Source organism: bacterium, from assembly GCA_041648665.1.
Lineage (GTDB): Bacteria > UBA10199 > UBA10199 > 2-02-FULL-44-16 > JAAZCA01 > JAFGMW01.
Genome location: JBAZOP010000030.1, coordinates 12,911 through 33,817, shown reverse-complemented (window position 1 = coordinate 33,817; position 20,907 = coordinate 12,911). Strand labels below are relative to the sequence as shown.

The 20,907-nt window shown below is 61.5% G+C and carries 21 protein-coding genes; 9 read left to right on the top strand and 12 right to left on the bottom strand.

Annotated features, from left to right (window positions below; genetic code table 11):
• The 12 genes from WC683_10865 to WC683_10810 form a co-directional block, all read right to left on the bottom strand.
• The coding region (locus tag WC683_10865) for a DUF1016 N-terminal domain-containing protein (GenBank protein MFA4973109.1) at positions 1 to 275 on the bottom strand (275 nt) is incomplete at its 3' end.
• Between the two features lie 255 nt (positions 276 to 530).
• Entirely contained in the window at positions 531 to 1,088 is a 558-nt protein-coding gene (locus tag WC683_10860) for a DUF366 family protein (GenBank protein MFA4973108.1), read from the bottom strand.
• 5 nt (positions 1,089 to 1,093) lie between these two features.
• Positions 1,094 to 1,789: a 7-cyano-7-deazaguanine synthase QueC gene (gene queC, locus WC683_10855; protein MFA4973107.1), complete on the bottom strand. Its 696-nt coding sequence runs from the start codon at positions 1,787 to 1,789 to the stop codon at positions 1,094 to 1,096.
• Positions 1,786 to 2,157 carry a 6-carboxytetrahydropterin synthase gene (locus WC683_10850; GenBank protein MFA4973106.1) on the bottom strand — a complete coding sequence of 124 codons (372 nt, stop codon included), beginning with the start codon at positions 2,155 to 2,157 and terminating at the stop codon, positions 1,786 to 1,788. The genes queC and WC683_10850 overlap by 4 nt, the downstream gene beginning before the upstream one ends.
• A gap of 14 nt (positions 2,158 to 2,171) precedes the next feature.
• Complete coding sequence (gene recJ, locus WC683_10845; protein ID MFA4973105.1) at positions 2,172 to 3,902, bottom strand: single-stranded-DNA-specific exonuclease RecJ; 1,731 nt, start codon at positions 3,900 to 3,902, stop codon at positions 2,172 to 2,174.
• Between the two features lie 6 nt (positions 3,903 to 3,908).
• Positions 3,909 to 4,820: a protein translocase subunit SecF gene (gene secF, locus WC683_10840; GenBank protein ID MFA4973104.1), complete on the bottom strand. Its 912-nt coding sequence runs from the start codon at positions 4,818 to 4,820 to the stop codon at positions 3,909 to 3,911.
• 18 nt (positions 4,821 to 4,838) lie between these two features.
• Positions 4,839 to 6,566: a protein translocase subunit SecD gene (gene secD / locus WC683_10835; GenBank protein MFA4973103.1), complete on the bottom strand. Its 1,728-nt coding sequence runs from the start codon at positions 6,564 to 6,566 to the stop codon at positions 4,839 to 4,841.
• Between the two features lie 12 nt (positions 6,567 to 6,578).
• Entirely contained in the window at positions 6,579 to 6,914 is a 336-nt protein-coding gene (gene yajC / locus WC683_10830) for a preprotein translocase subunit YajC (GenBank protein ID MFA4973102.1), read from the bottom strand.
• Positions 6,911 to 8,053, bottom strand: coding sequence for a tRNA guanosine(34) transglycosylase Tgt (tgt, locus tag WC683_10825; GenBank protein MFA4973101.1), 1,143 nt, complete (start codon positions 8,051 to 8,053; stop codon positions 6,911 to 6,913). The genes yajC and tgt overlap by 4 nt, the downstream gene beginning before the upstream one ends.
• A 23-nt stretch (positions 8,054 to 8,076) precedes the next feature.
• Positions 8,077 to 9,144 carry a tRNA preQ1(34) S-adenosylmethionine ribosyltransferase-isomerase QueA gene (gene queA, locus WC683_10820; protein MFA4973100.1) on the bottom strand — a complete coding sequence of 356 codons (1,068 nt, stop codon included), beginning with the start codon at positions 9,142 to 9,144 and terminating at the stop codon, positions 8,077 to 8,079.
• Between the two features lie 67 nt (positions 9,145 to 9,211).
• Positions 9,212 to 10,201 (bottom strand): peptidylprolyl isomerase, encoded by a 990-nt coding sequence (locus WC683_10815; protein MFA4973099.1) that lies wholly within the window; start codon positions 10,199 to 10,201, stop codon positions 9,212 to 9,214.
• Positions 10,202 to 10,293: 92 nt separating this feature from the next.
• Positions 10,294 to 10,563, bottom strand: coding sequence for an acylphosphatase (locus WC683_10810; protein MFA4973098.1), 270 nt, complete (start codon positions 10,561 to 10,563; stop codon positions 10,294 to 10,296).
• Positions 10,564 to 10,655: 92 nt separating this feature from the next.
• Between WC683_10810 and ruvX the strand changes: the two genes are divergently transcribed.
• The 9 genes from ruvX to WC683_10765 all read left to right on the top strand — a co-directional run bounded on the left by ruvX (position 10,656) and on the right by WC683_10765 (position 20,598).
• Positions 10,656 to 11,114, top strand: a complete 459-nt coding sequence (gene ruvX, locus WC683_10805) for a Holliday junction resolvase RuvX (protein MFA4973097.1) — start codon at positions 10,656 to 10,658, stop codon at positions 11,112 to 11,114.
• Positions 11,111 to 12,145 (top strand): endolytic transglycosylase MltG, encoded by a 1,035-nt coding sequence (mltG, locus tag WC683_10800; GenBank protein MFA4973096.1) that lies wholly within the window; start codon positions 11,111 to 11,113, stop codon positions 12,143 to 12,145. The genes ruvX and mltG overlap by 4 nt, the downstream gene beginning before the upstream one ends.
• A 17-nt stretch (positions 12,146 to 12,162) precedes the next feature.
• Complete coding sequence (locus tag WC683_10795) at positions 12,163 to 13,500, top strand: amidohydrolase family protein (protein ID MFA4973095.1); 1,338 nt, start codon at positions 12,163 to 12,165, stop codon at positions 13,498 to 13,500.
• Positions 13,501 to 13,579: 79 nt separating this feature from the next.
• Positions 13,580 to 14,962 carry a pyridoxal-phosphate dependent enzyme gene (locus WC683_10790; protein MFA4973094.1) on the top strand — a complete coding sequence of 461 codons (1,383 nt, stop codon included), beginning with the start codon at positions 13,580 to 13,582 and terminating at the stop codon, positions 14,960 to 14,962.
• Complete coding sequence (gene allB, locus WC683_10785) at positions 14,963 to 16,333, top strand: allantoinase AllB (protein MFA4973093.1); 1,371 nt, start codon at positions 14,963 to 14,965, stop codon at positions 16,331 to 16,333. It begins immediately after the preceding gene.
• A 22-nt stretch (positions 16,334 to 16,355) separates the two neighbouring features.
• The gene (locus WC683_10780) at positions 16,356 to 17,546 is read left to right on the top strand and encodes a YgeY family selenium metabolism-linked hydrolase (GenBank protein ID MFA4973092.1); all 1,191 of its coding nucleotides are present in this window, start codon (positions 16,356 to 16,358) and stop codon (positions 17,544 to 17,546) included.
• 119 nt (positions 17,547 to 17,665) lie between these two features.
• A complete protein-coding gene (locus tag WC683_10775; protein MFA4973091.1) occupies positions 17,666 to 18,277 on the top strand; it encodes a hypothetical protein in 612 nt (203 codons plus the stop codon).
• Positions 18,278 to 18,337: 60 nt separating this feature from the next.
• Positions 18,338 to 19,348: an ornithine carbamoyltransferase gene (locus WC683_10770; GenBank protein MFA4973090.1), complete on the top strand. Its 1,011-nt coding sequence runs from the start codon at positions 18,338 to 18,340 to the stop codon at positions 19,346 to 19,348.
• Positions 19,345 to 20,598: an FAD-dependent oxidoreductase gene (locus WC683_10765; protein MFA4973089.1), complete on the top strand. Its 1,254-nt coding sequence runs from the start codon at positions 19,345 to 19,347 to the stop codon at positions 20,596 to 20,598. The genes WC683_10770 and WC683_10765 overlap by 4 nt, the downstream gene beginning before the upstream one ends.
• Positions 20,599 to 20,907: the final 309 nt, after the last annotated feature.

Genomic DNA, 20,907 nt, shown 5'->3' with positions numbered 1-20,907 from the left:
GCCCGCATCTTCCAGATGTTCTGAGGCGAAAAACCGCCAATGCCTGGAAAGGCCCGTTGGATGTCCGCTGCCAGCCGCTCGACAATCGATCTGCCCCACCCCTCGACACTTTGCCGTTCCACGATGCTTTTCCCGATGTCCCAGTAGAGCTCGATGAGTTCACAATTGGCCGAGAGGGCTGCTTTGACCCGCGTCCTTTGGATGCGCGCCTTTATCTCGGTGAGGAGAGATGGGTAGCCGTCTGGAAGAATGCCTTCGGATCGATCGCGAACCATATTAATGTGGTTAAGCAAACTCCATGCCAAGGCTGCTCATGATGGCCATGGAGTGGAAGGCCTTGATTATCGAGTATATTTATTAGTCTGATCTTCGAGGTGTTGTGGAAAGGGTGCAGCGTTTCGCAGCAGCGGTGCACGAAAACACAGCAGGCAGACGGGGGTCAAAACACCGCCGCGTACCCGATGACGAGCGCGCGGCGAAGCCTGCCTGCCGGCAGGGAAGGGCACGGAAGCCCTGCTTCTGTTTTCTTATTAATCTACCGGCCTGACTTTATTCTCAGCTCTCTCCATCGACTCTATCTCCCCGCAGTATCGCGCGAGGATCGAATCGGCGAGTTTTCTCGGCTCGATGTCGTAGTCCGAGAGCCCCTTGGTTGGCACGGGAGTGCCGTCGCTGCGGATGTTGATCGCAAAGTGGATGAGCGTGGAGCGCGGGGAGCTAGTGGCGATGGAGACCGATAGCTTGCGATCGCCATCGAAGATGTCGTCGCCCCTCCGCTCGATCTTTGCGCCCTTCGCGCGGTCCCTGAGTGCGTCCACGGCGATCGCGACGAGCAGTCTCTGCCGCGCGACCGCGAGGGGCAGGTCGCGCTCCTCGTGTTCGGCGATGAAGTGGAGCATATCGTTTGAGAAGATCGGGGCATTGCGTGCGACATCTTCGAGATCGACCATGTTCTCGATCGGCACGTCGGCAGGGCCTGCGAACGAGGCGATCGCGCTCCCGGAAAGCCCCGTATGGCTCTTAACCCAGCCTGATCTCAGCTGCGTGCCGTCGTAGAGGGTTTCCTTTTCTATCCATGCACCTTTCATCTGTGTCACCTTGTCCCTTGTTCGAATCTCTCCCTGATCGCATCGAATGCGTCGTTCGCTTTGAACGCCCTCATCGTGCGCGCACAGGACTCGCATCTGCCGCAGAGTTTCTCCCTGCCTTCATAGCAGCACCAGAACGAGTCCGGCCCGAGTTTCAGTGCGATGAATTCCCTGGCGATCGCTTTCTTGTCCATGTTTTTGGTGGGACAGAGGATTCCCACCTTGTTCAGGGTGGAGAAGGAGAGCGCGCCTTCAGTCGCCTCCATAAATGGAACGCCGTTGTCAGGGAAGGTCTCTGCTTCTTCTCTGTTGAACCCAGCGATCACGTGCTTCGCCTCCATCCCCTCTGCGAATGATGCGGCGATCGCGACAAAGAGACCGTTGCGATTGGGGATCCACACTGCCTGTGCCCTCTCATGGCCGCTGGATTCCAGATTCTTCGGCTCTACAACAGGGAGTTTCGCGTCTTTGTGCGTGAGCGGGCTTTTGCCCAGCTCCGCGAGCCACGGCAGGGCGATCGAACGATGTTCGATGTCGCGTTCTCTGCAGAAGGCGGCAGCCGCTTCTTTCTCGCGCGCTGCCGCCCGCTGGCCGTAGTCAAAGGTCAATGCGAGCGCGATATCGCAGCTCCGCATGGCCAGCGCCACGGCCACAGAACTGTCCAGCCCGCCCGAGTGCAATGCTATGGCCCTGTCTCTCATCTTTCTCCGTAATAGGTGGCCGAATGGTCTGCGTCCTCCCAGATCGTGACGCTCTTGAGCAGCGCTTCCTGCGGGAGCATCTCTCCCAGCATATTGAAGATGGCCAGCGCGATGTTCTCAGCGGAGGGGCTCTTTTCCGCAAGCAGCCGGGACTCGTTGAGGCTCTTCCCTTCGATCGGACCCACGATCGCGTCCAGCGCCTCGTCCACGCGGCGGAAATCCACCCCCATGCCGCCCTCGCCAAGTGTTTTGGATATGATTTTCACTTCGCACTCGAAGCGATGGTCATGCGCCTTCTCGATCAGGTCCTTTTTGCCCGTGAGCGCGTGCGAGGCTGAGAATGATTTTTTGACCGATATCTCGAACATGGCAAAACCCTATATCAATGTGTTTGAACAGGCGCAATGGCGATGAGCTTGAGCTGCAGGCTCGTGTTTCCATTGTACGTGTTGAGCTGGGGGGTGAACGCTATCGACACCGTGCTCACGTCGCCCTGCATGGATTCGGCCATCCCGAATCCGATCGCGTCGAACGCAAAGCCTCCAGAGGAGAGGGCGAGTTTCAGGTGTCCGTTGCCCACTGTCCGCCGGCCCTCTATCCTGGCCCCTTCCAGGGCGATGATCGGCTCAGGATTCCCCACGCCGAATGGCGCCATGCCTTTCAATTCTTCGACCAGCGACAGGGATATGTCGGCCGGCTGAGCGACCGCGTCCAGCACGAGCGCCGCAGGCTCCGCGTCGGCGGCCATGGAGGCGCATGCCTCGCCCAGCCGCGAACGCAGCTCCGCTATCCTGGATTCGTCGATGTTGAGCCCCGCGGCCTCCGCGTGCCCTCCGAAGCGCACCATGAGATCGCTGCAGCAAGAGAGCGCTTCGAGGATATTGATCCCCCCGAAGCTCCGCGCCGAGCCCCTGGCAGGACTCGTCTCGCGCGATATCACGACCGAGGGACGGAGAAATCGCGATGCGAGCCTCGACGCCACGATTCCTATTACGCCCAGGTGCCAGCCCTTTGAGTCGATGACGATCGCGCCCGGGTCGCTGAGCGCGGGGTCCTGCGAAATCCTCTCGATCGCCTCCGCGATGCAGGCCTCCTCCAGGCCCTGGCGTTCGCGGTTGGCGGCATCGAGGGCGCGCGCCATCGGGAGCGTCTCGGCGTACGAACGCTCTCTCAGCAGGCGCAGGGCGACCATCGGGTCGTCTATCCTTCCCGCCGCGTTGATCCTCGGGGCCAGCCTGAACGCCACGGTGTTGGGGCTCACCTGGTCCGGCGCCGTGCTCGATACGTCGAGCAGGGCCCTGATGCCGGGTCTCGTGCAGCGCGCTATCTCCGCGAGTCCAAAGCTCACCAGTATCCGGTTCGCGTGGGTGAGGGGAACCACGTCCGCTATCGTGCCGAGCGCCACGAGATCGAGCGAACGCTTGAGGTTGGGTTCGGGCGAGGGGAGCATCCCCTTGCCTCTGAGCCTTGCGCGCACGGCCAGCGCCAGCATGAAGGCGACGCCGCACCCTGCGAGATCCTTGAGGGGCGATTCGCCTGCGATCAGCTTGGGGTTAACGACGGCGTGCGCCTTTGGGATCTCTCCCCGCGGGCTGTGGTGATCGGTTATTATGAGATCGATGCCGAGGTCATGCGCGCGCGATGCGGCCTCTGCTGCGCCTATGCCGTTGTCCACCGTGAGCATGAGGTTGGCGCCATCTTTGGCGAGGCGCTCCACCGCATCCGGCGTGATCCCGTAGCCCTCGTCGCGGCGCTTGGGCAGAGTCACGGAGCAGCGGCCGCCGCAGGCCTCGAGAAAATCCGCGATGACCGCCGAGCCGGCGACGCCGTCGGCGTCGTAATCGCCGAATATCGAGATGCCCTCGCCTCTTTCGAGCGCGAGTCCGATGCGCGCGGCGGCCTTATCCATGCCGGGGAGGGAAAAGGGGTCGGGGATGTCCTCCAGCCTGGGGCTCAAGAATCTGCGCGCCTCTTCAGGAGTGGTCATCCCCCTGCGGACCAGGACGCGGGAGATCAAGCGCGAGAGCCCGAGCTCGTTCGATATGAGCGCACAGGCGCGCTCGTCGGCCTCGCCGAGGCGCCACCTCGCGTCGATGGACAGGGTCTTTGGCATATGAGGCTATCGCTTGGCCCAGAGTTTTCTTACTTTCGGCCAGTTGTCGTACAGGGCGATGTAGATCGGCGATGCGATGAAGATTGAGGAATATGTTCCCACGACCACGCCGATTATCATCGCAAAGGCGAAGTCGTGCAGGGTGCCTCCGCCCATGAAGAACAGCACCACCACTATGAAGAGGACCGTGAGCGAGGTGATCATGGTCCTGGAGAGCGTGGAGTTTATCGCGGTGTTGACCACGTCTTTGATCGTGGCCGGCGATATCTGGTTCTTGTGCTCCCTGATGCGGTCGAAGACCACTATGGTGTCGTTGATAGAGAAACCTATGAGCGTGAGCACGGCCGCGAGTATCGTGAGGTTGACTTCCTTGCCCAGGAGCGCGAATGCGCCCAGGACGATGGCCGTGTCGTGGACCAGTGCGACCACCGCGCCCGGCGCATAGAGGAAATCGAAGCGGTAGCCGATGTATACGAGCATGAGGAGCCACGAGAAGATGATCGTCAGCCAGGCCTTCTTGCGCATCTCCTGGCCGACGCCCGGGCCCACCGTCTCCTCCTGTTCGAGCGCTACGTTCTCCTGGCCGAATTTGGCTGCGAGCGCCGCTGTGACCGCCTCGCCTATCTTGGCGTGCTCCTCCGGCAGTGTCACCTTGATGCTCATCCGGTTCTCGCTTGCCTCTCCGAATCGGACCACGTGTGCGTCGGCAAAGGGCGTGCCCTGCAGGGCCTCTCTGACATCGCCTTCGCTCACCGTTGAGGAGAATTTATAACCCAGCTTGGCCCCGCCTTTGAAGTCGATGCCGTAGTTGAAGCCCTTGGTGAACATGAAAAAGAACGATGCGACCACGAGCGCCAGAGATATGGACATGAACAGGGCCCGGTATTTGATGAAGGGTATCTTGACGTTTTCAAGCATCTTGCGCTCCTCGATTTGCTATACGCTGATCCTCGTTATCCTGCGCTTTACGATCATGTAGTCGTAGACCATCCTCGTGACGATGCAGGCGGTGTACATGCTGATCAGCAGGCCCATGATGAGGGTGACGGCGAAACCCTTTATCGGACCCGTGCCGAATTGGTAGAGCACCACGCCCGCGATCAGCGTGGTCACGTTCGAGTCGATGATCGTGCGCATTGCGTTTGAGTAGCCGGATTCGACTGCGGTCTTCGCGCTCTTGCCGGAGCGGAGCTCCTCGCGTATGCGCTCGTAGATGAGCACGTTCGCGTCCACCGCCATGCCCATGGTGAGTGCGATTCCCGCTATGCCCGGCAGTGTGAGGGTGGCCTGGAAAATCGCAAGCCCTGCGAGGATGAACAGCAGGTTGAAAAGCAGCGCCGCGTTGGCGATGAAGCCGGACCACTTGTAGTAGATGAGCATGAATAGGCAGACCGCCAGCGCGCCGACTATGGTCGCCATCGCGCCCTGGCGTATGGAGTCTGCGCCGAGCGACGGGCCGACCACGGTCTTTGTCGCCTCAACGAGCTGAGCCGGCAATGCTCCTTCCTGGAGCACGAGCGAGAGGTCCTCGGCCTCGGTGAGGAGGTTCTGATAATTTCCGTAGCCCAGGGTGATCTGCGCCTGGCCGCCCAGTATCGGTTCGCGGATGACCGGGGCCTTTGTGACGTTGCCGTCGAGCAGGATCGCCATGCGCTTGCCCACGTTGTTGGAGGTCGTCTCGCCGAAGAGGGCGGAACCCTGGGCGTCGAAGGTGAGGCTCACATAGGGCTCGTTGTCGTGCACGTTGACCTGCGCGTTCTTGAGCATCTCGCCCGTGACCTCAGCCTTGCGTTTGAGCAGGTACGGGACGCCCTTGACCACCTTCTTCTGCACCGGGTCGAACTGTATCTCGAAGGCTACCTCGGTGTTCTCGGGGAGTTTCGCGCGCAGCGAATCGTTTATCTTTTCGACCGTCGCCAGCGAAAAATCGTCGGGGAGGTTCTCCGCGGTGCGCGCCTCGGCGACCATCTGGGCAAGATTCGGCTCGGCGACGCTGTCGTCCACTATCTTGAACTCCAGCTGTCCCGCCTTCTTGATGATTCCGATCGCGCGGTCCGGGTCCTTGATGCCCGGGAGCTCTATCGCGATGCGGTCCGAACCCAGCCTGTGTATGGACGGCTCGGCCACGCCGTAGCGGTCTATGCGGTTTCTGACCTTTTCCAGCGCCTGCTTCACGATCTGGTTGTGCATGTATTTGACGTAGTGACCCTGAAGGCCGAGCTCCAGGGCTCCGTCTGAGGCGATCTTGCGCTCCAGGACGTCGGAGTAGGAATCGCCCACGTGCTGCATGACCCTGGTTTTTCCGTCCTCGGAGAGGCCGGCTATCATTATGATGTGTTTCCTGGGCTCCTGTGAGATCGAGGCGAACTCGATCTTCTCCTCCTTCATCCACCTCTCGAGGTCGGCGACCATCAGGTCGACCTTGTTGGAGATCGCCTTGCCGGACTGCACCTCGAATTCGAGATATATGCCGCCGCGCAGGTCCAGACCGAGGTTGATGCCCTTGTTCGGCAGGACCGAGAAGTACCACGGTAGATTGGCCCCTGAGGACTCGGCCTCCTCGCGAATGGCCTGGAATCCGAATATCGACGGGACGACGAGATAAACGGATGCGATCGTGAGGAAGATGAGGAGGGCGAGCTTATATTTCCATGTGTTTGACATATTCTATCCCCGTCAGGAGGCGGCCTGGTTTTCCACGCCGGATATCGCGTCGCGGCTGAACCTGATGCGGACGTTATCGGCCACTTCGACCGTCACCGTGTTGTCCGCGATGGCGTGGATCTTCCCGAACATGCCGCCGCGGGTCACGACCTTGTCGCCCTGTCTTAGGGCCGAGAGCATCTCCTTGTGTTTCTTCGCCTGCTTCTGTTGCGGCCTGATCATCAGGAAGTAGAATATTGCGAAGATCACGACGAGAGGGACCAGCGTGGAGAAGAGGCTTCCCTGCTGCTGGCCGCCGCCTCCCGGCGGGGCTGCCATTGCGACGAGCGATGCCACTGCGATGTTCATGAGCATACTTTCTCCTTTCTCATGCTTAGGAAATTCTTCTTAAATTCCGGGTATCTATCCTCGCGGAGCGCGAGGGCAGCACGATTTATCAGATCGAAATAGAATTGTAAATTGTGAATTGTGGCCAGCCTTGCGGCCAGGATCTCCTTTGCGCGGAAGAGGTGATTCACGTAGGCGCGGCTGTAGTTTCTGCATGTGTAGCATGGGCAAGCCTCGTCGATCGGCCCAGGGTCGGCTGCGAAGCAGGAGTTCTCTATGTTGATGTGGCCGAAGGATGTGAAGAGGCTCGCGTTGCGCGCATGCCTCGTGGGCATGACGCAGTCGAACATGTCCACGCCCAGGTCGATGCATTCGACCAGGTCCTCGGGCGTGCCCACGCCCATGAGGTAGCGCGGCCTCTGCTTTGGCATGCACTCCGTCGTGGAGGCGACCATCTCGCGCATCAGCGGAACCGGCTCGCCCACCGAGAGGCCGCCGATGGCAAAGCCCTGAAAGCCGCGGCCCGCGGACTTCGTTTCTATTTCAAGCGTCCTCTCGATGTACTCCCGCCGCAGGTGCGGGTACATGCCGCCCTGAATGATCGCGAAGAGCGCGTTCGCGCCTCGCCGCGCGTCGAGGCAGCGCCCTGCCCACCGGAGCGACAGCTCCATGGAGGCGCGCGCCTCGTGCTCAGAGGCCGGGTAGGGGGTGCACTCGTCGAGCACCATCATGATGTCGCTGCCCAGCGCCTCCTGGATCTCGATGGCGAGCTCGGGCGTGAGCATGTGTCGCTCTCCGCCGTCTATGTGGCTCTGGAACTCCACTCCATCCTCGGTGAACCTGCGCCTCAGATCGGCCAGCGAGTAGATCTGGTAGCCGCCGCTGTCGGTGAGTATGGGTCCCTTCCAGTTCATGAACTTGTGCAGCCCGCCGAGCCCTGCGATCAGGCCGTGGCCGGGCCTGAGGAAGAGGTGGTACGTGTTGGAGAGCAGGATCTGCGCGCCGAGCCCCTCGAGCTCCTCCGGGGTCATGGCCTTGACCGTGCCCTGTGTGCCCACCGGCATGAAAACGGGCGTGCGGATCTCCCCGTGAGGCGTCTTCACAAGCCCGACGCGGCCCCTGGTCCCTCCGCTCTCCCGCATGACCTTGAAATCGAACATGAGACGAATGGCTCCGTTCCCCTTCAGATTATCAGCATGCAGTCGCCGTATGAGAAGAGCCTGTAGCGCTCTTTGATCGCCTCCCGGTAGCATGAGAGGATGAACTCCCTCCCGGCGAATGCGCAGACCAGCGCCAGCAGCGTGGATCTCGGCTGGTGGAAGTTGGTGAGCATGGCGTCGGTGACCCGGAAATCGTAGCCCGGCGTTATGAAGAGGTCGCTCGTCCAGCTGCCGTGATGTATCCTCCCGTTGGGCCAGGAGATGTGGCCCGCGCTTTCTTTGACTTCAAAGGTCGCCGCGGATTCGATCGCACGGGTCGTGGTGGTGCCGATAGCTATGACTCGGCGTCCCTCTGCCTTGGCCAGCGCGATCAGGTTCGCAGTCTCCTCGGATATCTCGATCCTCTCTCCGTGCATCCTGTGATCGCCGAGCCTCTCCGCGCGCATCGGCGCAAAGGTGTCGATGCCCACGTGCAGGGTCACGCCGGCGATCTGTGCGCCCGCTGCCTTGACCCTCTCGATGAGAGGCTCGCTCAGGTGCAGCCCCGCGGTCGGCGCGGCCGCTGAACCCGGTTTCCTGGCGTAGACGGTCTGGTAGCGCTCGCGGTCCTCCTCGGTGTATGCCTCGTACCCCTCCCTCTTGATGTAGGGCGGCAGGGGAGGGACGCCGTGGTGTTCGATCGCGAGCGCCAGCGAGTCCTTTGTAAACTCCATGAGGAGGTAGATCCCTTCCCTCCCGCAGGCTGTGGAGGTCGCCTGCATCCCGAAGAAGATCTTCTCTCCCGGTCTTATCCTCTTCGCTTTTTTGAGGAGACAGCGCCAGAGCCCGTCCTTACGCTGCTCGACGACGAGTATCTCCACCTCTTCGCCGGTGCACCTCTTGCCGAAGAGGCGCGCGGGCACGACCTTTGAATCGTTGAGCACGAGGAGATCGCCGCGTCTGAGGAAAGAGGGGAGATCGTCTATCGCCCTGTGCTCCGTTTTTTTCCCCGCGCGTTCCAAGACCATCATCCGCGATTCGTGGCGCGCGGGGAGCGGCCTCTGCGCCACGAGATCCTCGGGGTATTCGTAGTTGAGGAGATTGAGATCCATGGTCCTCGGTCAGAAAAAACCCCGATGCCGCGAGGCACCGGGGCGTTGGATTCATGTCGCCTTCGGCCTACTGTTTCAACGCCTTTTTCTCCGCCGGGGCCGGGGTCGGCACAGGTTTTGTCTCTCCCTGGGGTTCTACCTTGATCGTGGGGGGCGTGCCGCCGGCCTCAGGAATGGTTCCGCTTCCCGCTTCGGGCGCCAGCTCCTTGTCCACGAAGACGACCTTGGCGTCCTTCTTGAGATCCGCGAGCAGCTTGTCCCGTGCATCTCCCCTTACCTTGAAGAGGATCGCTTGTTTCGCCTCTTCAAACGGCTCGAGCTCTATCCCGCGGGTGAGCGTTATTATATGATAGCCGTCCTGCGCCTTGATCGGACCCGAGACCTCGCCCACCTTCATCTCAAAGGCCTTCTCCAGCACCGGTTCGTAGCCGCGCGCGGCCAGCCGCTTGTCGTTCTTGGCGACGAGCCCCAGGTTTCCTCCGCGAGCCTTGGTGAGCTGATCGTCGGAGTATTCCTGGGTGAGATCCTCGAACTTGGCCCCTCCGTCCAGCTTCGCCTTGATCTCGTTCGCGAGTTTCAGCGCATCGGCCTCTGTCCTCGCCTTCTTGTCTTTCTTGTCCTTGGCTTCGCCGAAGCTTATCAGGATCTGGGAGAGCTTGAGCTTCTTGAACTCGTCCTGATTGTCGTCATAGTACTTCTGCGCCGCCTTATCGATCTCGTTGTCGACCATGGCCTGGGCGATGATCACCCGGCGATAGAGGTCGGCCTTGGCCTTGACCTTGGGATCGCGGTTGACGCCCTCCTTGACCGCAGCCTGGTAGAGGAGGTTCTGCTCGATCAGGTTCTCCAGGATCTTCTTCTTGCCCTCCGGGCTTGCGATCTGCTGGGCGATGCGCGGGTTGATGTCGCTCAAGAAGGTCAGATCGCCGTCTGTGATCTTGTCGCCGTCGACTTCGACCAGGACCTTGCCTGAAGAGACGCTGCTTCCGCAGCCCGCCGAGTAAGCGGCGATTGTGAACAGGACCAACGCAAGAACGCCAATCTTTGCAATCCTCATGACTCCTCCTGTGAAAACGGCTTTGATTGTTAAACCTTATTTTAGATTTGCATTTCTATACACCCCTTGGCTTCCCGCTGTCAAACACAAGGCTAGCCGAGGCCGAATGCGGCAAATTCGCCCCTCGGGCTTTCCCAGCTCACCTCCACCCGGTCGACGCGGGCCATGTCGGGGCCCCTTTGGCACCAGCTCACGAATTCCTCGAGCGTTTTTTTCGGGCCCTCTGCCACCGCTTCCACACTCCCGTCCGGGAGATTGCGCACGAATCCGAGGATGCCCAATGCCTGCGCCTCGCGGATTGTGTTTGCCCTGAAAAAGACGCCCTGAACCATGCCGCGGACGATGATGTGCACTCTTTCCATAGCCCCTCGATGCCAATTTCTTTGTCGGAAATCAAGATGTTACTTGATGGGGCGCTTCAAACGGGATAAGACTTTCCCCGGCTCATTTTTTTATGCGAATCCTCTGCCTCGACATAGGTTCCAGACGCATCGGTGTTGCCGCCAGCGATCAGCTGGGCATCACTGCGCAGGGGATCGGCGTCATCGAGAGGCGCGGGGACGCAAAGGACTTCGAAGCCATAATCCAGCGCGCTCAGGAACTGGAAGCAAGCCTTCTGCTCCTCGGCATCCCTCTCGATGAGGAGGGATGGATGGGTCCGCAGGCGGAGAAGGTGCAGGCGTTTGCAGATCGATTGAAGCAGGCGATGGCGCGCGGCGGCCTCGACATACCCGTGGAGATGTGGGATGAGCGCTACTCGACGGCAGTGGCGGAGCAGCGGCTGATCGATGCGGACGTCAGCAGGCAGAAGCGCAGGAAGGTCATAGACAAGATGGCGGCGGTCGCGATCCTGCAGGACTACCTGGATTCAAAGGCCTTGCCGTCCGACGACGGGGAGGGTTACCTGGGATGAAGGCGATCAATCGTATCTTCTCTGCAGTGCTCCTTGCGGCGATCCTTCTGGCCGCGATCGCTGTCTCGGCGGTATATATCGGCGCCACTCGTTGGCATTCACCTGCGACCGTCGAGGTCGTGATCGAGCCCGGCATGGCGCTCCGTACGATCACTACGAAGCTCGCGGCGGATGGGGTGATAGGCACCCCCAGGCTCTTCGAGGTTGTGGGCCGGGCCAGGGGGCTGGGGCGTTCGCTCAAGGCGGGGACCTATGAATTTCCAGCCGGCCTCACCATGCCGGACGTCATGCGGATGCTGGCGCGAGGACAGGTCAAACAGTACGCGTTCACCGTGATCGAAGGCTGGACCGTAGACGAGATCGCAAAGGCGCTGGAGGGGCAGCCCTTCCTCGCCGATCCCGAGATGCCGAAGAGGTTCGCGGCATTGGCAAAAAATCCGGCCCAGGCAAAGGCCATGGGTTTTGCAGGCGCTCCGTCGCTCGAGGGGTTTTTGTTTCCGGACACGTATCTGCTCGCAAAACCGCTTTCCGAGGCGAACCTCGTGAAGATCCTGGTGGACAGGTTCAACGAGGTGTGGAAGGAGCTCCAGGCCGAGGGCCCGGCCGATAACGCCATGGGGCTTCTCGATATCGTCACACTCGCATCCATCATCGAGAAGGAGACGGGCGATCCGTCGGAGCGGCCGATGATATCCTCCGTTTTTTTGAACCGGCTTGAGAAGCGCATGCCGCTCCAGAGCGATCCCACAATCATCTATGGGCTCCCCGGGTTCGACGGCAACATACGCAAAGAGGACATCACGCACCCGCATCCTTACAACACCTATGTGCATCCCGGGCTGCCGCCGGGCCCGATAGCGAACCCGGGCAAGGCCTCGCTCGCCGCGGCGCTGCACCCGTCGCGCACCGACTATCTCTTCTTCGTGTCGCGCAAAGACGGCACCCACGAGTTCACGCCCACGCTCGCGGAGCACATGATCGCGGTCAAAAAATATCAGCTGAACGGCGGCAACGAAGCGAAGGCGCGATGAGGGGGAGGGACAGCACAATGGCCGATCGTCCTATCGTCGTTCGCAACGCCTGCGTCATCACCGGGACCGGCAGGGTCATCCCCTCCGGCTACGTCTTCGCGAGGGCGGGGGTGATAGAATCCGTGGGCGAGGACTCGAAGAGGCCGCGCTCTCGTGGAGAGCAGGTCATAGACGCCGGCGGCAGGTACCTGCTCCCCGGTCTCATCAACCCGCACATGCACCTCTACGGCTCGCTGGCGCTCGGCGCGCCGCAGGGCAGGATGCGTTCCTTCGGCCAGGTGCTCGAGAAGCTCTGGTGGCGGCTGGATCGCGCGCTCACCCTCGAGGACATACACGTGAGCGCCATGCTCGGCGCGATCGCAGGCATCAGGGCCGGCGTGACCACAGTCTTCGATCACCACGCCAGTTACGGCGCGATCAGGGGGTCGCTCCACACGATATCCGACGCGCTGAGACAGGTGGGGATCAGGGCATGCCTGTGTTACGAGATATCGGATCGCATGGGCAGGGCAAGGCGCGACGAGGCCGCGTCCGAGAGCGCATCATTCCTGGAGTCCGTGCGCGCGAGGTCGGCGAGGGAACCTGTATGCATGCAGAGGGGCATGGTGGGACTGCACGCATCCATGACCCTTTCCGACGCCACCCTCGCGGCCGCGCGTGAGCTGATGGATTTCTACGGCGTCGGCGCGCACGTCCACGTGGCCGAGGGGATCGAGGACGTGCGGATCACGAGGCGCAAGTTCGGCGTCACTCCGGCGGCGAGGTTTGCCAGGAGCGACATCCTGAGGAGGGACTCCATAGCCGCCCACTGCGTGCACGTGACTGCCTCCGATATCGCGCATATCAAGAGGAGCGGGGCCACGGTAGCGCACAACCCGATGTCCAACCTGGCCAACGCGGTGGGTGTGGCGCCCATGCTCTTGCTCGCGAAGAGAGGGGTCCCGGTGGCCATCGGCACCGACGGCATGAGCGCGGGCATCGGTCCGGATGCGCAGTTGGCTTCCGTTCTCCACCGTGCGGGGGCAGGGGACGCGCAGGCCGGGTTCAAGGAGGTCGCGGCCGCGATCCGCGACGCTGCGCCGGCCATTGCGTCGAGGGTGTTCGGCTGTCGCCTGGGCGCCCTCGAGAGAGGCGCCGGCGCGGACCTCATCATAGTGGACGCGATGCCGCATACGCCCGTCTCAGCCGCCAATGCCGCGGCTCATCTCCTCTTCGGCGCGCTGGCGGCCCCCGTCCGGACCGCGATCGTCGCAGGCCGCGTGCTCATGCGCGACTTCGCCATGCCGGGCTTCGACGAGGCTGCCCTGACCGCGGATGCGAGGCGCCTTGCATCCAGGCTCTGGAAGCGGATGTGATATTTTTTTTCGGGTTTTTGGAATTTGACCCTTTATATTTTTTTCTTTGAGAAGTAAAAACCGGGGTGAGGGACAGGACATGGCAGAGGCTCACACGTGGGGACCCACCTTCGAGGAGATGCTTCACCCCGACAGGATACCCGCAAAGATCAGGAAGGATGCGCAGGCGGCCTATGAGGGCGATCCTCTCTCGCCGCTGAATCTCTACAACATCAACTGGCGCGACTTCGATGGCAGGGTACGTCACGTCATCCTCCCCAGGGAGATCACCGGCATAGAGGCGGATATCTGCCTTCTCATCGGCTCCTTCTTTCCTACCGGCAGCCACAAGGTGGGAGCCACCTACTCCTGCACGGTGGAAAAGCAGGTCCGCGGCCTGATAGAGCCGGGGAGGCACAGGCTCGTCTGGCCCAGCACCGGCAACTACGGTGTGGGCGGCGCATACGTGGGCGAGAGGATGGGCTACGACTCGCTCGTGATCCTGCCCGAGGAGATGAGTCGGGAGCGCTTCGACCGGATCGAATACTATGGCGCGAGGTACATCAAGACTCCGGGCTGCGAGTCGAATGTGAAGGAGATCTACGACAAGGCGAAGGAGCTCTCGCGTGAGAAGGACACGATCATAGTCAACCAGTTCTCCGAGTTCGCCAACTACCGCTTTCATTATTTCGTCACCGGAAATACCCTGCTGGAACTCTTCGATGGATTGAAGGCCGATGGGAAGGTAAGGCGCCTCGCCGCGCTCGTCTCTGCAATGGGTTCCGCAGGCACGATCGCCTCGGGGGATCGGGTGAAACAGGCCTGCCCTGACTGCAGGGTTGTGGGACTTGAGCCGGTGCAGTGTCCCACTCTTTACTGCAACGGCTTCGGAGGACACGACATCCAGGGCATAGGCGACAAGCACGTCACCTGGATACACAACACCGACAACATGGACGCCATCATGTGCGTCGACGAGTGGGACAGCAAGAAGGGGATGCAGCTGTTCACCGAGGACGCTGGGATGGCAGCCATGGCATCCTTCGGCGTCGACCCGGGGTTCCTCGGGTGCATGCGCGACATCTTCGGCATCTCCAGCGTCTGCAATATACTGGGTTCTATCAAAACGGCGAAACACTACGGGTTCGGCAAGGGCGATGTGATCTTCACCGTGGCCACCGACGGCACCGACCGCTATCGCAGCGTGCTTGCGGCCATGAACCGCGACCTCGGGCGCATGGGCGAAGATGAGGCGAAGAAGAGGCTGGCCTCTATCTTCCACGGGCAGGGGACCGACTACATCCTCGATGGCACTGCCCATTCACATGACTGCTGGGCGAATCTCAAATACTACACATGGGTCGAGCAGCAGGGAAAGACGGTGGAGGAGCTCAGGGCGCAGAGGTCCAAGGAGTACTGGTTTGCGGAGCAGTCGCTCGTGAATGAGACCGACCGGATGATAAGCGCGCAAAGGAGTTTCTAGATGATCGTAGTGTCCAACGCTGAGATAAGTTCCGGCCAGGGCAACGAGACCCGCCGGGTCCACATCGTCATCGACGGCGAGTCCATCAGGCAGATCATCCCTGCGACCGACCCTGCGCCCAGGTGCAAGAACGTCATCGACGCCTCGGGCCTGATCGTGGTGCCCGGCGGCATAGACCCGCACGTGCACTTCAACACGCCGGGCTACACCGACCACGAGGATTTTTTGACAGGCTCGATGAGCGCTGCGGCCGGCGGCATCACCTGCGTGATCGACATGCCGGACACATCGATCCCGCCCGTGACCGACCGTGCCAGCCTCTACGCAAAGCTCAAGGCCATAGGCGAGATGTCGGTGATCGACTTTGCGCTCTGGGGCGGGGTCTCGGGGAATTCCTTCAGGGCCAACTCCTGGCGTTCGCAGATGAAGACGCTAAAGCACGAGGGCGTAGTGGGCGTAAAGTGCTATCTGCTCTCCAGCATGCGCATGTTCGAGCATCTCCTGCCCCTGGAACTCGTGGAGGTGATGCGCAGGGCCGGCGAGCTTGGGCTCCTCGTCGCGCTGCACGCCGAGGACCGGGAGAGGGCGCAGAAACTCACCGCCAGCATCACCACGTCGGGCCAGCGGGACGGCAAGGCATACTACGAGTCGAGGAAAGATCCCGTGGAGTCGGACGGCATAAAACAGGGCGCGGAACTCGCGAGGGAGACCGGCTGCTCCCTGCATATCGTGCACGTCGGCTCCGCTGGAGGGGCGAAGGCGGCCATCGAGATGCGGGCCAAGGGCGCGGACATCACGATGGAGACGTGCCCGCATTACCTGGCCTTCACGCACGACGACCTCGAGCAGAGGGGCGCCGTGTTCAAGACATCGCCTGTTTTGAAGACGAGGCAGGATGCGGATGCGCTCTTCGGCTACCTCGTGTCCGGCGAGATAAACTATCTTGCCTCGGACCACGCTCCCTGCAGGCCGGAGGAGAAGTCGACCGGCAGCATCTGGACCGATTATTCGGGCATATCGGGCACGCAGCTCCTCATGCCCTACGCCTTGTCCGAGGGGTTCTCCAAGGGCCGGCTCACCCTCGCGCGCTTCATCGAGGCGACCTCGTCCGCCGCTGCGGCGCGCTACGGGCTCACCAGAAAGGGTGCGATCGAGCCCGGCAAGGACGCGGACCTCGCATTCATCGATCCCAAGAGAAAATGGACGGTGCGGGGTTCTGATTTCCATTCAAAGGGCAAACTCACCCCATTCGAGGGCGCGGAGTTCACCGGCAAGGTGGTGCGCACGATATGCAGGGGACACACCGTATTCGAAGAGGGCAAGGGTATCACCGTGGAGTCCGGCTACGGCCACTTCGTCAGGCGCGTCTGACGCGCCCTCTCTGGAGCCGCGCATGGCATTCGCCGATATCCTGAAAAAGGCCGAATCGCAGAAACGAGAGATCGCTGATTTCCTCGCAGAGATCGTCTCCATCCGCTCGCCCTCCTGCGGCGAGTCGCTCGTCGTGGAGCGCATCTGCGAGAAGATGCGCGAGGCGGGCTTCGACGAGGTGCGCGTGGACGGCCTGGGCTCCGCCATAGGGATGATCGGGAGCGGGAAGAGGAAGATAGCGATCGACGCGCACATCGACACGGTGGGCGAGGGGGACCGCTCGCTGTGGAAATTCGATCCGTTCGACGGGCATCTGAAGGACGGCAAAGTGTGGGGCCGGGGCGCCGCCGACCAGAAGGGCGGCGCTGCGGCGATGGTCTACGCAGGCAAACTCATAAAGGATCTCTCGCTCGAAGGGGACTTTACCCTCTGCTGCACCGCGACCGTGATGGAGGAGGACTGCGACGGGCTCTGCTGGAAGTATCTCATCGAGGAGGAAGGGTTTTGCCCCGACGTCTGCGTGATCACCGAGCCTACCGGGCTCAATATCTACCGCGGCCAGCGAGGCCGCATGGAGATCGAGGCGGAGGTGAAGGGCGTCTCTGCGCACGGCTCCGCCCCTGAGCGAGGGGATAACGCCATCTACAAGATGGCGCCGCTGATCCTCGAGATCGAGAAGTTGAACGGGAGACTGCGCGGCGACGCATTCCTCGGCAAGGGGACCGTCGTGATGAGCGACATCAGGTCCGCCGCGCCTTCGCTCTGTTCGGTCGCGGATTCCTGCACCGTCTATCTCGACCGCAGGTTGACCGCGGGCGAGACAAAGGAAACGGCGCTGGCGGAGATCGAATCCGTCTTCAAGAGGGCGAAGGGCCTGGTGCGCGTGCCCGTGTACGAGGAGGCCTCTTACACCGGCCGCGTCTATTCAATGGAGAAGTATTATCCCTCGTGGGTCGTCCCTGAAAATCATCCCGCGGTCGTGGCTGCCCAGGATGCGCATCGCTCTCTCTTCGGTTCGAACGCCAAGGTCGGCCGATGGACGTTCTCGACCAACGGGGTCTCCATCTGCGGGATGCACAACATCCCGTGCGTGGGATTTGGCCCCGGTTTCGAAGAACAGGCGCACGCGCCGAACGAGTGGGCGCCGATCGATCACCTCTGGAAGGCCGCGGCGTTTTACGCCGCGTTTCCCGGGTGTCTCCTTAAAAAATAAGTAAGATCATATACTTGCAGTGACGCCCCATTGTCCTGCTGAACCTTCATTTTTCGCGCAACAATAAACAAGACCCGCCGAAAAGGTTGGTGCTCGAACAAAACCTTTAAGGAGGCGCTATGTACAGGATCGCGGTCGTCATGTTTTCACTCGTCATGCTCGCGGCGTGCAGCCACGGTGACGGAGTCGGGATGGACTTCAACGCCAACCCCAGCATCTCCGGCAGCGCGACCATGGAGTCGCTCACGGTGAAGTGGTTCGGCGATGTCGCTGCGCAGATTCCCGATGTCGAGGTCAAGATCGATGCGGCGAGGGGCATCACCGTCGCGGCGGTGCTATCAGCTGAGGACGGCTCTGTGATCGACTCCTGCACAGGGTCGACGGAGATTCCGGAGGAGGAGTACCAGGCCGTGGTCGCGAAGGTTATCGAGAGCGACCTCGTCAATTACGCGCCTCCGATCGAGGGGGACGCGAGTTGCATCGTGGATGAGACGCCGGCCAACTTCGGCATGGTCTACGAGTTCCTTCAGGCCGAAGAGGTGCTGAAGAAGGCATTCGACGCCAACGGCTGCGAGATAGCCCCTGTGATAGAGGAGCTGGCTGCCGTGGTCGAAGAGCTGGCAACAAGTTACGTCACGGACTGCAGCGCCGCCGTGCTGGGCGTTGTGGATGAACCCGCAGAGGCTGAGCAGGAGCAGGATGGCGAGGATGATTTGACCGATCAACAGTGACTTTCAGTGCTTGTCCTTTTGCCCCCGGTGGGTTAGAAAATGACCCTCCGGGGGTTTTTTATGTCTACTCTCAAAGGCAGGCCATTCATCACGACACAGGACTGGACGAGGGATGAGATCGACCGTGCGCTGGATCTCTCCTGCGAGCTCAAGGAGCTGAAGAGAAAGGGCAAGGTCACGGATTGGCTCAAGAACCAGACCGTGTTCATGATCTTCTACGAGCAGTCCACCCGCACGCGCAACTCCATGGGCTGCGGCATCACGCAGCTCGGAGGCAATTCGCACGACCTCACGCCCGACAAGATGCAGCTCACCCACGGCGAGACCGCCAAGGACACCGCGATCGTCCTCTCGCGCATGGGGCACGCGATCGCATGCCGCAACTGTTTCTATGATATCGGCAACAAGTACCTGCGCGAGCTTGCGGAGCACTCCGAGATACCGGTCATGTCGCTGCAGGATGACGTGTATCATCCGATGCAGGTGATGGCCGACATCATGACGATGCAGGAGAAGTTCGGGAAAAATTTGAAGGGCCTCAAGGTGACGATCAGCTGGGCGTATGCCGAGAGTCACGCGAAACCGCTCTCTGTGCCGCAGTCGCAGATTCTGCTCTTCACGCGCTTCGGCATGGACGTCGCCGTTGCCGCGCCGCCCGAGTTCCCGCTCCAGGCCGGGATCGTGAAACAGGCGAAAAAGAACGCGGCCGAGGGCGGCGGGAGTCTTAAGTTCGTAAGCGACATGGACGAGGGCTTTCGCGGCGCGCAGGTCGTGATCCCGAAGAACTGGGGAGGGTTCGCCCATTTTCCGAAGTGGGAGGACAGCGACGAGCAGAAACGCGCTATGAAGGAGAACCTCCAGAGGCACAAGGACTGGATCTGCGACAGGCGGCGGATTGAGCTCGCTGCAAAAGATGTGAAATACATGCACGCGCTGCCGGCGGACCGCGGCAGGGAAGTGACCGACGAGGTGATAGACGACGAGCGCCATTCCATCATCTACGACGAGGCCGAGAACCGCCTCCACACCGCAAAGGCGATCATGGCGCTGACCATGGGCGGAAGAGAATGAGCGTTGAAGCATACACTCAGGTCACGGCAAAGCTGGAGGCGAACCGCTGTCTCATGTGCGCCGATCCGCCGTGCGCCTGCGACTGCCCTGCAGGTGTGGACCCGCGCGCATTCATACGCAAGATCCGATTCGACAACATGGACGGCGCCGTGAGGATGCTGCGCAGCTCCAACGTGCTCGCGGGCTCATGCGCCCGAATATGCCCCTCAGGCGCGCTCTGCGGGAACAAGTGCACGGCAAAGGGACTCGCGCGTCCCATCGACATCAGGGGGTTGCAGCGCTTCGTCATGGACTGGGAGATGAAAAACGGGATGATCGAGCCCAGGTCCCCTTCGCGCGAGGGCAAGGACGTGGCCGTGATCGGCGCAGGGCCCGCGGGGCTCGGGGCAGCTGCGGAGCTCGCGATCAGGGGGCACAGGGTCACGCTCTTCGAGCGCGATGAGGCGGCAGGCGGCATGCTGCGTGCCTGCATCCCCTCATTCAGGCTCCCTCCTGAGGTTGTGGAGTTCGAGATCGCATTCATAAAGAAGCTCGGCGTGGAAATTAGGTTCGGCCAGGCGATCGATGATCCGAAGAGGCTGATCTCAGAGGGCAGCGCCGCTGTATTCATTTCAACAGGGCTCTCGAAATCGCGCGAGGCGGATTTCGTGGGCCGCGAGCTCCCGGGCGTCTACCAGGCGCTCGATTTGCTCCGGCTCGCGAAGCAGGGTGTGCCCCCGGAGCTCGGCAAACGCGTGGTCGTGATCGGCGGCGGAGACACGGCGCTCGACGCGGCGCGCGTGGCGCGAAAGGCGGGCAGCCAGGTGCTCGTGCTCTACCGCCGCACCCAGCTCGAGATGCCGGCGTATCCGGAGGAGGTCGACGCCGCATGGGACGAGGGCGTGGAGTTCTATTTCCGCACCGTGGTCCACTCCTTCATCGGCAAGGGCAACGTCTCGGGCGCGAAGTGTGTGCGCGTGCGCTGGCGCGAGCGCGTGCGCGGCATGGCCGAGGGCTACGACGTGGAGGGCCCGGAGTTCACGGTCGCGTGCGACTCGGTCGTCATGGCGCTTGGCCAGGGGCTGGAGAGCGATTTCCATCTGCGCGCAACGCCCCAGGGGCTGCTCGCCGTGGACACGCAGAGCTTTGCGACCTCGGAGGAGGGGATCTTCGCGGGCGGTGACATGGTCGCCGGCGGCGGCACCGCCGCCTTCGCCGTGGGCCACGGCAAACTCGCCGCGATCAGGATGGATGAATATCTTAAAAGATAATTCTGCTGTAATGGCGGCGTCGGCAGACGGAAAGGATCGGGATATCCTTCCTTCGCTCCCCGGCACTTCGCTACGCTACTTGTCGCGAAATCTTCTTTGCTTCTTTTCGGCTTAAGTGTCTTCCGCTTGTCAGCCCTTAAGCCGAAGAATCAATAGAAGATTTCGCTTCCTCATACGCTCCGCTCCGTAGGCGCCTCCAAAGTCGCTCAGGCAAGGACATCCCGATCCTTTTCGTCAAGCTGGCACTCTGTACCTTAACGTAGCCTTAAGATGTATCACTGCGACAGGCGCAGGGGACGCCCCTTTGCG

Bases quoted from the DNA above. Each gene is read 5' to 3' on its own strand.
- WC683_10860 (MFA4973108.1), bottom strand. From the start codon at position 1,088: ATGAAAGGTGCATGGATAGAAAAGGAAACCCTCTACGACGGCACGCAG.
- queC (MFA4973107.1), bottom strand. From the start codon at position 1,789: ATGAGAGACAGGGCCATAGCATTGCACTCGGGCGGGCTGGACAGTTCT.
- WC683_10850 (MFA4973106.1), bottom strand. From the start codon at position 2,157: ATGTTCGAGATATCGGTCAAAAAATCATTCTCAGCCTCGCACGCGCTC.
- recJ (MFA4973105.1), bottom strand. From the start codon at position 3,902: ATGCCAAAGACCCTGTCCATCGACGCGAGGTGGCGCCTCGGCGAGGCC.
- secF (MFA4973104.1), bottom strand. From the start codon at position 4,820: ATGCTTGAAAACGTCAAGATACCCTTCATCAAATACCGGGCCCTGTTC.
- secD (MFA4973103.1), bottom strand. From the start codon at position 6,566: ATGTCAAACACATGGAAATATAAGCTCGCCCTCCTCATCTTCCTCACG.
- yajC (MFA4973102.1), bottom strand. From the start codon at position 6,914: ATGAACATCGCAGTGGCATCGCTCGTCGCAATGGCAGCCCCGCCGGGA.
- tgt (MFA4973101.1), bottom strand. From the start codon at position 8,053: ATGTTCGATTTCAAGGTCATGCGGGAGAGCGGAGGGACCAGGGGCCGC.
- queA (MFA4973100.1), bottom strand. From the start codon at position 9,144: ATGGATCTCAATCTCCTCAACTACGAATACCCCGAGGATCTCGTGGCG.
- WC683_10815 (MFA4973099.1), bottom strand. From the start codon at position 10,201: ATGAGGATTGCAAAGATTGGCGTTCTTGCGTTGGTCCTGTTCACAATC.
- WC683_10810 (MFA4973098.1), bottom strand. From the start codon at position 10,563: ATGGAAAGAGTGCACATCATCGTCCGCGGCATGGTTCAGGGCGTCTTT.
- ruvX (MFA4973097.1), top strand. From the start codon at position 10,656: ATGCGAATCCTCTGCCTCGACATAGGTTCCAGACGCATCGGTGTTGCC.
- mltG (MFA4973096.1), top strand. From the start codon at position 11,111: ATGAAGGCGATCAATCGTATCTTCTCTGCAGTGCTCCTTGCGGCGATC.
- WC683_10795 (MFA4973095.1), top strand. From the start codon at position 12,163: ATGGCCGATCGTCCTATCGTCGTTCGCAACGCCTGCGTCATCACCGGG.
- WC683_10790 (MFA4973094.1), top strand. From the start codon at position 13,580: ATGGCAGAGGCTCACACGTGGGGACCCACCTTCGAGGAGATGCTTCAC.
- allB (MFA4973093.1), top strand. From the start codon at position 14,963: ATGATCGTAGTGTCCAACGCTGAGATAAGTTCCGGCCAGGGCAACGAG.
- WC683_10780 (MFA4973092.1), top strand. From the start codon at position 16,356: ATGGCATTCGCCGATATCCTGAAAAAGGCCGAATCGCAGAAACGAGAG.
- WC683_10775 (MFA4973091.1), top strand. From the start codon at position 17,666: ATGTACAGGATCGCGGTCGTCATGTTTTCACTCGTCATGCTCGCGGCG.
- WC683_10770 (MFA4973090.1), top strand. From the start codon at position 18,338: ATGTCTACTCTCAAAGGCAGGCCATTCATCACGACACAGGACTGGACG.
- WC683_10765 (MFA4973089.1), top strand. From the start codon at position 19,345: ATGAGCGTTGAAGCATACACTCAGGTCACGGCAAAGCTGGAGGCGAAC.